This window comes from Caldicoprobacter guelmensis (genome assembly GCF_016908415.1).
GTDB classification, from domain to species: Bacteria; Bacillota; Clostridia; order Caldicoprobacterales; family Caldicoprobacteraceae; genus Caldicoprobacter; species Caldicoprobacter guelmensis.
In genome coordinates, this window is the sequence record NZ_JAFBDW010000005.1 from 112,199 (window position 1) to 126,420 (window position 14,222).

General features: G+C 40.3%; 1 protein-coding gene and 1 CRISPR repeat array (1 of these 2 cut by a window edge). The gene reads left to right on the forward strand.

The features are described 5' to 3' along the window. The first annotated feature begins 33 nt into the window (after nucleotides 1-33). On the forward strand, nucleotides 34-297 hold the full coding sequence (gene cas2, locus JOD02_RS08360; RefSeq protein ID WP_204488684.1) for a CRISPR-associated endonuclease Cas2: 264 nt from the start codon (nucleotides 34-36) through the stop codon (nucleotides 295-297). 191 nt (nucleotides 298-488) lie between these two features. Then, nucleotides 489-14,222: direct repeats of the CRISPR family, unit length 30 nt; unit sequence GTTTTTAGCCTACCTATAAGGGATTGAAAC; it runs 24 nt beyond the window's last position.

Here is a 14,222-nt window from a genome sequence, read left to right on the forward strand (position 1 = left end):
ATCCTTGAGTAAAGTAGCTGAATGGAGGCCAGGATGTTTTTAATACTGGTTTATGACGTAGGGGAAAAAAGAGTAAGCAAGGTACTTAAGATTTGTAGGAAATATTTGAATTGGGTACAAAATTCAGTATTAGAAGGAGAGATATCAGAAGCAAATTTCAAAAAGTTGAAGCTGGAGCTTAAAAAAGTAATAAATGAAGAGGAAGACTCGGTCATTTTCTATATATTGAGGACAACAAAATACTCAGAACGTGAAAGCATGGGCGTAAAAAAAGGCGGCGATGATATTTTTATATAATTTATGCGTAAAAATTGTCGTCGACCTTCAATAGTGCAAAAACCCTTGGAGATCGACGACAATTTTTTATTCCTTTTTTACCCGGAAACCTTTATTTTTTTAGCAAAGAGTGCTATAATCATTTCAAACGAAATATAATAGGTTTGTGTTTACAAAAAATAACAAATGCTATTGCAGAAGCAACCTAACGGGTTTTTAGCCTACCTATAAGGGATTGAAACCTTTTGCGTCCAATGCTGCAACACCGCCACTATTTTGTTTTTAGCCTACCTATAAGGGATTGAAACCGGTTAGCTTTTATATCTTCTTCTTTCAACATTCCTGTTTTTAGCCTACCTATAAGGGATTGAAACTCGTATTTGGGATACCGCTTATCCTTGCCACTTAAGCGTTTTTAGCCTACCTATAAGGGATTGAAACCAACAAAGTCCTTGCCACCGTTGACCGGTATTGCAAGTTTTTAGCCTACCTATAAGGGATTGAAACAAAAATGTGCAAAAAAGAGGGAGCTTGGAAAGAAGTGTTTTTAGCCTACCTATAAGGGATTGAAACATTTGCCTACTCCGCCAGCAGCCTTTTGGCTGTCTTTGCGTTTTTAGCCTACCTATAAGGGATTGAAACAAGTCGTCGCCGGGATTGACGGTTTCCTCAAGCGTCAGTTTTTAGCCTACCTATAAGGGATTGAAACTAAAGTAGTATTTCTCAAAGCCGTTCAAAAGCTTGAAGTTTTTAGCCTACCTATAAGGGATTGAAACAAATTCAGAAATATGTTGTATATTGGTATAATAAAGAGTTTTTAGCCTACCTATAAGGGATTGAAACCTGTACGAAAAAGTCTCTACGGGCCCTGATAACAGGTTTTTAGCCTACCTATAAGGGATTGAAACTACCATTTTGTTTAAGCCAGTTAACCAGCTTGTCATCGGTTTTTAGCCTACCTATAAGGGATTGAAACTCTGTTACTTTAAACCGCTCCCTCTTTTCCTCAGGCAGTTTTTAGCCTACCTATAAGGGATTGAAACTTATACCACCTAATGGAATGGCTGATTTAAAAGAAAAAGTTTTTAGCCTACCTATAAGGGATTGAAACGGTGGATAGGCAAAAGAGCAATATGGCCTGCATTGAAGTTTTTAGCCTACCTATAAGGGATTGAAACAGCCACTCCAGCAATGCTTTCTTGGGTACCCTTATTGGTTTTTAGCCTACCTATAAGGGATTGAAACTCGTACAAAGGGCCTATCTCCAGTTCCAACAATTGAGTTTTTAGCCTACCTATAAGGGATTGAAACGAGCAACCCCTTAGGGCATGTGCACCTTGCCACATGTTTTTAGCCTACCTATAAGGGATTGAAACATTAAAGGTGGTTGGCGACAGCAAGCGTGGCGAATATCGTTTTTAGCCTACCTATAAGGGATTGAAACTTGAATTGTGGGCTAAAGCCCAGACAATAAAAACTGGTTTTTAGCCTACCTATAAGGGATTGAAACATATTACATTGGCACAGACTACAGGAAACGGCAACTGTTTTTAGCCTACCTATAAGGGATTGAAACGCAGATTAGGCAGAAGCATTTTAAACGGCATAAAGAGTTTTTAGCCTACCTATAAGGGATTGAAACAATGTAAGACAAACAACGGTAGCAGATAAGTATGAAGTTTTTAGCCTACCTATAAGGGATTGAAACCCTTGTCCCGCATCTCTTTGTACGCCTGTTTTTCTTTGTTTTTAGCCTACCTATAAGGGATTGAAACCATCCAGAGCGCCGCAATAGAGCTTATCACTAATACGTTTTTAGCCTACCTATAAGGGATTGAAACCTTCTGGTTTTTCTCTTGAACGAGCAGGCGGCGTTGTAGGTTTTTAGCCTACCTATAAGGGATTGAAACAAGCCAATTCAAATTGCTTATAATATTCGTCATAAAGTTTTTAGCCTACCTATAAGGGATTGAAACTGCATAAAGTGCCTTCACTCCTTTGCCGCCTTTTCTGGTTTTTAGCCTACCTATAAGGGATTGAAACTAATGCTAACACGAATCCTAAACGGCACGATTACTGAGTTTTTAGCCTACCTATAAGGGATTGAAACAATGCTGCTTATAGTACCACGTTGTTTTTGCTTTTTGTTTTTAGCCTACCTATAAGGGATTGAAACCTTGACCTGTATCTTATACACTCCAGCCCTCACTCTAGTTTTTAGCCTACCTATAAGGGATTGAAACAAACAACTTGGACAAACAGCATTAAAATACCTATAGGTTTTTAGCCTACCTATAAGGGATTGAAACATTTCGATTTTATCGAATACCATGCCGAGACTAACCAGTTTTTAGCCTACCTATAAGGGATTGAAACACTGCGATTTTGGTAAGCTCCTGGCGCAGTGTTTCAGGTTTTTAGCCTACCTATAAGGGATTGAAACCCAAATTCGGAGAGAAGTGGAGCAAGAGAAGCAGGAGTTTTTAGCCTACCTATAAGGGATTGAAACCCAGAGACGAAATAGAGTTTTTAGGGCACAAAATTTGTTTTTAGCCTACCTATAAGGGATTGAAACAATACTGCAGCACTTGTCTCCGACAATGTGTATAACTGTTTTTAGCCTACCTATAAGGGATTGAAACCCACGTTGGTTTTACGCTCAATCTCGGTTACGTAGAGTTTTTAGCCTACCTATAAGGGATTGAAACGTGCGAATGAAGTATTACCCACCTTAAAAGCTGTAGGGTTTTTAGCCTACCTATAAGGGATTGAAACCTTTTAAAGGCTTATCCTGTCCTTGCTGTTGTGCTTTCGTTTTTAGCCTACCTATAAGGGATTGAAACCGGTGATAACTTATTCCACAGCTCCACAAGCCAATTCGTTTTTAGCCTACCTATAAGGGATTGAAACTAATAAGCTGATTCCTGTACATAGCTACTGCTCTTGGTTTTTAGCCTACCTATAAGGGATTGAAACTATATCTTGTATTGTCCATCCGAATTCTTTCGCCAGGTTTTTAGCCTACCTATAAGGGATTGAAACTTTAACGTATAGTATTACGCTTCCTTCTACATCTTCAGTTTTTAGCCTACCTATAAGGGATTGAAACATTGGATTGTGGTTGCCTTTCACGCAACATTGTTGCGTTTTTAGCCTACCTATAAGGGATTGAAACTTGCTTTCTACGTTGGCAAAAACTGTCGGAGTATTTAGTTTTTAGCCTACCTATAAGGGATTGAAACTTGGCTCAAATCCGGAATTCCCATATCAGAAACGGACGGTTTTTAGCCTACCTATAAGGGATTGAAACAGTTGATTCTGGAAGGAGATGAAATTTTTGCTCTTAGTTTTTAGCCTACCTATAAGGGATTGAAACCCTACAGCTTTTAAGGTGGGTAATACTTCATTCGCACGTTTTTAGCCTACCTATAAGGGATTGAAACCGGAAATGACGTAGATGATGCTGTAAGAGAAAGAGGAAGTTTTTAGCCTACCTATAAGGGATTGAAACTCGAACAGTATTTGGGTGAAGATGCGTTCACATACAGTTTTTAGCCTACCTATAAGGGATTGAAACTTGTATACTGCTTTTGGCAAGATTGGGCTTATTTTGCGTTTTTAGCCTACCTATAAGGGATTGAAACAACTCTGGGAACGTCCTGCCATCCAGCCAGTCGGCAAGTTTTTAGCCTACCTATAAGGGATTGAAACTATAGTTCATACATTTGCACCGCCTTTGCGCTCATTGTTTTTAGCCTACCTATAAGGGATTGAAACAATCTTGTACTTGAATAATAACCTTGAGCAGGTTGGGTTTTTAGCCTACCTATAAGGGATTGAAACCTAAATGGCAAGAAGAAGAGGAAACCAGGGACGGTCGGTTTTTAGCCTACCTATAAGGGATTGAAACTGCTGTCCCGAATGGTTAATGCTCTGCCGGAAAATCGTTTTTAGCCTACCTATAAGGGATTGAAACGCCTGCGTTGAGTTTTGTGCTTCCACAACTATCTCGTTTTTAGCCTACCTATAAGGGATTGAAACCAAAGAAGATGGAGCGATATGTAGCCGAGCAAGCACGTTTTTAGCCTACCTATAAGGGATTGAAACAATACTAGCATTTTTTGTCATCCTCCATACCAATAATGTTTTTAGCCTACCTATAAGGGATTGAAACCAAAACTTTGCCCCCCATTTGCGTCTGAAATTGTGTTCGTTTTTAGCCTACCTATAAGGGATTGAAACATAGTAGGGCGAACTGACCACTTGTCCGGCTTTTTGTTTTTAGCCTACCTATAAGGGATTGAAACCCATCGAACATAAGTCCCTCAGCGTTCTCTAGCTGTGTTTTTAGCCTACCTATAAGGGATTGAAACCGGTCCTGAAGTGGGTTGGTGAGGATGCTAGTTATGAGTTTTTAGCCTACCTATAAGGGATTGAAACCGGCAGGAACGTTGCAAGGCGTAAACGTCATAGGCGGTTTTTAGCCTACCTATAAGGGATTGAAACCTGCCAAGTATGGTACCGCCCTTGCAGACACAACGGCGTTTTTAGCCTACCTATAAGGGATTGAAACTTTACATTCGGTAAACGTATCTTCTGGTAGGTCAGGTTTTTAGCCTACCTATAAGGGATTGAAACCTTTTGTAAAAGCTGCTACATATTGCACAATGGCCTGTTTTTAGCCTACCTATAAGGGATTGAAACCCATATACGGCGCCTGCAACTAGTGTCGTAAAATCCTTGTTTTTAGCCTACCTATAAGGGATTGAAACTGAGTTCGACTATGCCAGCCACAATGGGCGTAAGTAGTTTTTAGCCTACCTATAAGGGATTGAAACATGTTCATCAATCACTTCCTCCTCCCTTCTTTTGCAGTTTTTAGCCTACCTATAAGGGATTGAAACTTACAACCGCTTTGATAGCGCAAGGCGCTGTTGGAACCGTTTTTAGCCTACCTATAAGGGATTGAAACACCATATAGATGAGCTTGTTGAACTTGACCCATTCCAGTTTTTAGCCTACCTATAAGGGATTGAAACAAATATCGAATAATCGGTTGCAAGTATTTGATAACCAGTTTTTAGCCTACCTATAAGGGATTGAAACTGGTAAATGTGATGTTTGTGGCTATATAGACGAATATGTTTTTAGCCTACCTATAAGGGATTGAAACACATTCTGAGCTGTGTGAATACTGAATCCCTGCGCTGTTTTTAGCCTACCTATAAGGGATTGAAACACAATTCGTCCTTTGATAGTCCTACCGCCCTCTTTTAGTTTTTAGCCTACCTATAAGGGATTGAAACTCGCAAAAGAATTTGCTGGGCAACCATGGGAAACGAGTTTTTAGCCTACCTATAAGGGATTGAAACTTGGCTTCGGCGGCCAGGACGGCATCCGGCGATACAGTTTTTAGCCTACCTATAAGGGATTGAAACCCAGATTGTATGATAAAAACGGTGTCGAATTAAGCGGTTTTTAGCCTACCTATAAGGGATTGAAACACGATAATCCCGCCGATCTTACGTATTGCTCATTGGGTTTTTAGCCTACCTATAAGGGATTGAAACCTTGGGCTGATACCCCACAACCTGCAAGCCTTTCGTTGTTTTTAGCCTACCTATAAGGGATTGAAACATCTTTGCTGCCGTTATCGCCGCATCTGCTATTTTAGTTTTTAGCCTACCTATAAGGGATTGAAACAACCTCAAAGGATGGATGGGAGGAAGCTTCATAAGTTGTTTTTAGCCTACCTATAAGGGATTGAAACATTTTACTCTTCGTTATCTGATAATCGAACGGTGGGTTTTTAGCCTACCTATAAGGGATTGAAACTATACCGCAAAGTAAATATTTGTCTGACCAGGCTATCCGGTTTTTAGCCTACCTATAAGGGATTGAAACATGTGGTAGTTTCGTATAGCCTGGCTCCAGTACAAGGTTTTTAGCCTACCTATAAGGGATTGAAACGCTCTTTAGCTTTTTGTATGCGTATCTCTGCTGTTCGTTTTTAGCCTACCTATAAGGGATTGAAACTTGAAGCGGTGGGCATAGTGAGAACGTACGGGATGGTTTTTAGCCTACCTATAAGGGATTGAAACATTATGAAAGCACATGGCGCATACTGGACGATCTGCGTTTTTAGCCTACCTATAAGGGATTGAAACAAACGAGGGATAATAAGGTAAGGAGGGATGATAGGAGTTTTTAGCCTACCTATAAGGGATTGAAACTACGAATAATGCAATATGTAGCTGACCGGAAAACCGGGTTTTTAGCCTACCTATAAGGGATTGAAACCTTCTAAATCATAAGCGGTTGAAGTTATTCCTCCTGGTTTTTAGCCTACCTATAAGGGATTGAAACTATAGGCTCTCACCACAATGGAGCGAATCATGCCAAGTTTTTAGCCTACCTATAAGGGATTGAAACCGTTTAATATTGGAGCATTGGTTACGCTCGTTTGATAGTTTTTAGCCTACCTATAAGGGATTGAAACGGATAAGGAGAACCACTTGATGTTGCATGTGCAAAGAGTTTTTAGCCTACCTATAAGGGATTGAAACATACTAATACCCAAACTAACTATGTCATTTGCCAGAAAGTTTTTAGCCTACCTATAAGGGATTGAAACCACCATCACCAGTGTAGGTAGTAGCTCCGTCTTTTAGTTTTTAGCCTACCTATAAGGGATTGAAACATGGGGTAGCAGTTGCTACCCCTCAAACTTTTAAAGGTTTTTAGCCTACCTATAAGGGATTGAAACCCGATAGATACTCTTTCAACAGGCGTCGGCTGGTTAGTTTTTAGCCTACCTATAAGGGATTGAAACAATAATGCATATTGTTGCTAATATCTTCGACCATCTTAGTTTTTAGCCTACCTATAAGGGATTGAAACCCCGCAACAGCATCGCATACAAGCAGGACGGCACGCAGTTTTTAGCCTACCTATAAGGGATTGAAACCGACAACAGGATGTATCGTGCGCATATGGTCTAACTGTTTTTAGCCTACCTATAAGGGATTGAAACTTTTACAATTCGTGGTAATGGCAGTACAATGGCTTTAGTTTTTAGCCTACCTATAAGGGATTGAAACACTTTTTTGTAGGCTTGTGGGATGGGATAACTTCAGGTTTTTAGCCTACCTATAAGGGATTGAAACATAGCACCGTTAGCGATTTTAGCGTTTGTGATAGCGGTTTTTAGCCTACCTATAAGGGATTGAAACTGCTTGCGTTTAAACTCACAATTTTTGCATCTGTGAGTTTTTAGCCTACCTATAAGGGATTGAAACATGCGTATTATTTGCAAAGCGATTCCCTCCTTTACTCAGTTTTTAGCCTACCTATAAGGGATTGAAACATTCGGGGACAAAAAATACAATAGAAGGTTTTACCGAGTTTTTAGCCTACCTATAAGGGATTGAAACCCCCGCATCTCAAGAATACGGTTTCCTCACGAAAAAGTTTTTAGCCTACCTATAAGGGATTGAAACACTAGTATGCCCTTCGCTACGTCTCCAGGGCTTACAGTTTTTAGCCTACCTATAAGGGATTGAAACTTGCTGCCTTTATGGGCGGTTTTGCACGGTTCAACAGGTTTTTAGCCTACCTATAAGGGATTGAAACTCTTATCGCCCGTAATTGCACCAGCCACAATGTGTTGTTTTTAGCCTACCTATAAGGGATTGAAACCTGTGATGTTAGCCGCTTTAAGGTTTATAACCTCAAGTTTTTAGCCTACCTATAAGGGATTGAAACTACCTACGGCTGGGGTGCTGAATAAAGGCAGCTGGTCGTTTTTAGCCTACCTATAAGGGATTGAAACCTTTAAAAGTTTGAGGGGTAGCAACTGCTACCCCATGTTTTTAGCCTACCTATAAGGGATTGAAACATAACTTTTAGTTGCTCCTCTGCTGTCTTTTTAATTGTTTTTAGCCTACCTATAAGGGATTGAAACAAGGTTGCGATATATTCCATCAGCCCATCACCTCTCTGTTTTTAGCCTACCTATAAGGGATTGAAACAAGGTGTACTTAACTGGATCATTGGCGGAATGAACAAAGTTTTTAGCCTACCTATAAGGGATTGAAACTTGACGGCACACGTGCAGCCGAAACCCTGACCATACGTTTTTAGCCTACCTATAAGGGATTGAAACAGTTTTGCGCTAGACACATGTTGCTGAATCCCTGCATCGTTTTTAGCCTACCTATAAGGGATTGAAACGGAACACCTGGAATGGCATAGTAAGCACGATTTCTTCGTTTTTAGCCTACCTATAAGGGATTGAAACTAAAAGCACAGCGTCAAGCTGGCAAGACGCTTATACGTTTTTAGCCTACCTATAAGGGATTGAAACCTTTTACGTATAAGCTCATTGCTACTGGTGAAGATGGTTTTTAGCCTACCTATAAGGGATTGAAACCTGCTAAATCCTGTATCCTTGCAGTATCTACAACAAGTTTTTAGCCTACCTATAAGGGATTGAAACTTTGCACGCTGTTGATTTTCGGCAGTTACACCAAACCGTTTTTAGCCTACCTATAAGGGATTGAAACATTGTGTCCTCGGGCCTGCCTCGATAAATGCTTCCGGTTTTTAGCCTACCTATAAGGGATTGAAACTACTTACGCCCATTGTGGCTGGCATAGTCGAACTCAGTTTTTAGCCTACCTATAAGGGATTGAAACATATGCCAAACATGGACGGTCGTAACTGATGCTTCACTGTTTTTAGCCTACCTATAAGGGATTGAAACTCGATGCAGGCAAGAAAGTTGTTATATTTGTAAGATTGTTTTTAGCCTACCTATAAGGGATTGAAACAATGTATGCGATAAGCGTTGGGCTTGTTGGTGCTAGTTTTTAGCCTACCTATAAGGGATTGAAACTCTTTGCGTTGGTTATTGCACCGTCTTGGATTTTTGGTTTTTAGCCTACCTATAAGGGATTGAAACTCTTCTTTGTGAGTGTTCCAGTCGTTCTAAACTCCTGCGCGTTTTTAGCCTACCTATAAGGGATTGAAACAAAGTGGATTCTGGTGGCAAAACATATCTGGAGGTTGTTTTTAGCCTACCTATAAGGGATTGAAACACAATTCGTCCTTTGATAGTCCTACCGCCCTCTTTTAGTTTTTAGCCTACCTATAAGGGATTGAAACTCGCAAAAGAATTTGCTGGGCAACCATGGGAAACGAGTTTTTAGCCTACCTATAAGGGATTGAAACTTGGCTTCGGCGGCCAGGACGGCATCCGGCGATACAGTTTTTAGCCTACCTATAAGGGATTGAAACCATCCAGAGCGCCCCATATGTCTACCCCATTGGGGGCGTTAATCCAGTTTTTAGCCTACCTATAAGGGATTGAAACTTGGTCGGTCTTTTTCTTTCTGCCGTATTTTTTCTTGTGTTTTTAGCCTACCTATAAGGGATTGAAACACACTTTCATCCCTCTCACCTCCTTACGCAGTCTCGGGTTTTTAGCCTACCTATAAGGGATTGAAACTGGTCAAGAATGATTCCGTCTTTGCCAGCTAAACGATGTTTTTAGCCTACCTATAAGGGATTGAAACACATTGTTGGCAAAATAACGGCAAGCCAATTGCAGGGTTTTTAGCCTACCTATAAGGGATTGAAACTGTAATACCCCTTTGTTTGGGGTGAGTATTCTTTATGTTTTTAGCCTACCTATAAGGGATTGAAACCGTTAATAGTGCTTAAACTGTTTGGCGAATTCTAAAGTTTTTAGCCTACCTATAAGGGATTGAAACATGCCACGTTGATAAAGCTAAACGCCTCCCTATAATGGTTTTTAGCCTACCTATAAGGGATTGAAACCATAGGGAGGTTGATTAGGTATGGACGATATCAAACTGTTTTTAGCCTACCTATAAGGGATTGAAACCACTTGATGTGGAAGGTTTCTTCTCTTATTGCTTAAGTTTTTAGCCTACCTATAAGGGATTGAAACCTATCATCATCTACTGGGATACCGTAAAAATACACGCCGTTTTTAGCCTACCTATAAGGGATTGAAACCGCAAATCATTTTGCGATTGTAAGTAATTTATCAATGTTTTTAGCCTACCTATAAGGGATTGAAACGTAGATGAATATTCCGATATAACAACTGTATTGCAAGGTTTTTAGCCTACCTATAAGGGATTGAAACTGTCTGTTTGTGCCACTTCGGTGAGTTCAACGCCGTTTGTTTTTAGCCTACCTATAAGGGATTGAAACGTTGCCTGTTCCCGGCGGATACTGTACCTGCAATAAGTTTTTAGCCTACCTATAAGGGATTGAAACCAGCTGCGAATGTTGCAGCTGTGGCAGGACTGTGCTGGTTTTTAGCCTACCTATAAGGGATTGAAACGGCTCGCCGCAGAAGATACAGACTTGTTTTTCCTGAGGTTTTTAGCCTACCTATAAGGGATTGAAACTCGCTTGCAGCACCCAGTACCTTGACAACGGATACATCGTTTTTAGCCTACCTATAAGGGATTGAAACTGGATAACACGCTCGTCCTCGATGCGCTCGGCGCAGTTTTTAGCCTACCTATAAGGGATTGAAACTTTTCTCAAGGAACGTCTGCCCGTTACCACTTTCCCCGGTTTTTAGCCTACCTATAAGGGATTGAAACCGAAGTTTGTTATCTAGTGCTTGGGGCAGCATAACCGTTTTTAGCCTACCTATAAGGGATTGAAACGCATATATGAGAAAACAACAATTGGTATGCGCAAAGGTTTTTAGCCTACCTATAAGGGATTGAAACCCGTCTTGAGGAAGGAGGTGAAAAAAGTAAAGGAAGGTTTTTAGCCTACCTATAAGGGATTGAAACTCGATGCGGAACTCGTCGCCGCATTCGGCACATGCGGGTTTTTAGCCTACCTATAAGGGATTGAAACTTAGAAAAGTGTGCGAGGGCCTGGTGGAAGGCCGCGTTTTTAGCCTACCTATAAGGGATTGAAACACTTTCTTCGCCATGGCCTCAGCATTAGTTTTATTGGTTTTTAGCCTACCTATAAGGGATTGAAACCCTGCTTTAAGAATACCAAATCCTCAATCGGTTCAGTTTTTAGCCTACCTATAAGGGATTGAAACCTCGTTTTTTCACTATTAGTTGGATTGATAAAATTAGTTTTTAGCCTACCTATAAGGGATTGAAACAAACAGTCGAAGTAGAGAAGTGGATTGAGAGTAAAAGTTTTTAGCCTACCTATAAGGGATTGAAACCCGGATATGGCCCACACATCGGAAGCTCCGCAAGAGTTTTTAGCCTACCTATAAGGGATTGAAACATCTTTCCCATGTTTCATTCTCCTTTCTTTTTTTGCGTTTTTAGCCTACCTATAAGGGATTGAAACCAGAAAGCGGGATCCGGATGGCAGTGTGAGGTTTGTAAGTTTTTAGCCTACCTATAAGGGATTGAAACCAAATTTCTCAATTGGGATAAATGGCAAACAGTACAAGTTTTTAGCCTACCTATAAGGGATTGAAACGAATAATACATACACATCTCTCCTTTCTTTTTTGAAAAGTTTTTAGCCTACCTATAAGGGATTGAAACCGACACAATGCCGAAACATCGCCACGCCAGACCAAACAGTTTTTAGCCTACCTATAAGGGATTGAAACTACCGCTTAAAGGAAGGATTTTCTAGCATGCAATTTGTTTTTAGCCTACCTATAAGGGATTGAAACTTCTAAACTCCTGCGCTTGCTCAGTCTTGCCTACAGGTTTTTAGCCTACCTATAAGGGATTGAAACGTCCTACTTTGTCTCTTAAGTCGACCTCTACTTCTAAGTTTTTAGCCTACCTATAAGGGATTGAAACAAAGAAGGAGACGGCGATGAGACTTCAACAACACCTTGTTTTTAGCCTACCTATAAGGGATTGAAACTCTCCCAGTTGTATCCTTTCGAATTTTTCTCTAGCTGTTTTTAGCCTACCTATAAGGGATTGAAACTCCGTTTCCCGCAAGAGGGGAAACGGATTAACAAAAAAGTTTTTAGCCTACCTATAAGGGATTGAAACAGACGTGGCGAATGTCTTGGCCTGCGATGGTCGGATAGTTTTTAGCCTACCTATAAGGGATTGAAACAATATGCGACGGGTCGGGCAACTTGCCATCAATTTCGGTTTTTAGCCTACCTATAAGGGATTGAAACACTGAAGGGAAACAGCAGGAAAAAAGCAAAAAAGAGGGTTTTTAGCCTACCTATAAGGGATTGAAACTCTGCCCTCTCACCTCCTTCTTCTCCGTTCTCTCCCCGTTTTTAGCCTACCTATAAGGGATTGAAACACAACCTTCTCGGGTCGAGGATAACGCAACAGAGTATGTTTTTAGCCTACCTATAAGGGATTGAAACACCTGTTGTAATTCTTTATCTCGCCTTCATATACTTCGTTTTTAGCCTACCTATAAGGGATTGAAACAGGTCTAAACAGCTTGAAAGCGAATTGCAACAGGCTAAGTTTTTAGCCTACCTATAAGGAATTGAAACTATAGACAACAAAAAATAAAAAAAGGTGGTGGACATAGTTTTTAGCCTACCTATAAGGGATTGAAACATACATAATAGGAGGTTGATTGTATGCTTCAAAAAGAGTTTTTAGCCTACCTATAAGGGATTGAAACTATAAGATAGTTTTTGATGGTGTGACGTATAATGCTCAGTTTTTAGCCTACCTATAAGGGATTGAAACTTCGGTTTTCTTCTATATGTGTAAAAGCGCTTATATCGTTTTTAGCCTACCTATAAGGGATTGAAACTCGTTAAGCATATACACTAATTTGTTGGTTTCGGGGGTTTTTAGCCTACCTATAAGGGATTGAAACTATAATCAAACAAAATAAAATGGAGGGGATAGAAATGGTTTTTAGCCTACCTATAAGGGATTGAAACTGGCAATAAAAAAATCCTGCGCTGGTAATGCAGAAAAGTTTTTAGCCTACCTATAAGGGATTGAAACAGTTCTTCTATTTCCACTACTCTAGGCTTAGCAACACGTTTTTAGCCTACCTATAAGGGATTGAAACTATCTAATTGGGAACGTGGCGAGAATCGTCCAGACGGTTTTTAGCCTACCTATAAGGGATTGAAACAACGAAAGAAAAACAAATAAGGAGAGGATAGGATGGTTTTTAGCCTACCTATAAGGGATTGAAACATATGCTGATGAGGGGTTTGTATTCCGACATATCTAGTTTTTAGCCTACCTATAAGGGATTGAAACGCACATTGCGGAAACACCGTGCACTGATTTATCTTAAGTTTTTAGCCTACCTATAAGGGATTGAAACTATATGCACTCTCTGACTGTCCCCGCTGTAGTAATCAGTTTTTAGCCTACCTATAAGGGATTGAAACCTAAAGACAACATGAGTGCAGGAACAGGAGAAGCAAGTTTTTAGCCTACCTATAAGGGATTGAAACTACAACACCCTGGACAGGATCGCTGGCTGTGTCTTGTTTTTAGCCTACCTATAAGGGATTGAAACTACCACTCATCATCACGTCTCGGATCAGCACGCCATGTTTTTAGCCTACCTATAAGGGATTGAAACCAAAGATAGCAGGACCAAACAACGGGCGTGTACTTGTGTTTTTAGCCTACCTATAAGGGATTGAAACACATACTCTTCAATAATATACATATTACCAAGTTTAGTTTTTAGCCTACCTATAAGGGATTGAAACTTCGCAAAATGTATATTTTGTGAAGTGTGGTATAATGTTTTTAGCCTACCTATAAGGGATTGAAACTTTTGAAAAAGGGGCTTGCATTTTATGCAAGCCTAAGTTTTTAGCCTACCTATAAGGGATTGAAACCCGGAGTCGAGCTTCAGCCCGAACACCGTCCCTTTTGGTTTTTAGCCTACCTATAAGGGATTGAAACCCACAACAAAGAGCATAGCGCAAAGGCACCGGTTGTGTTTTT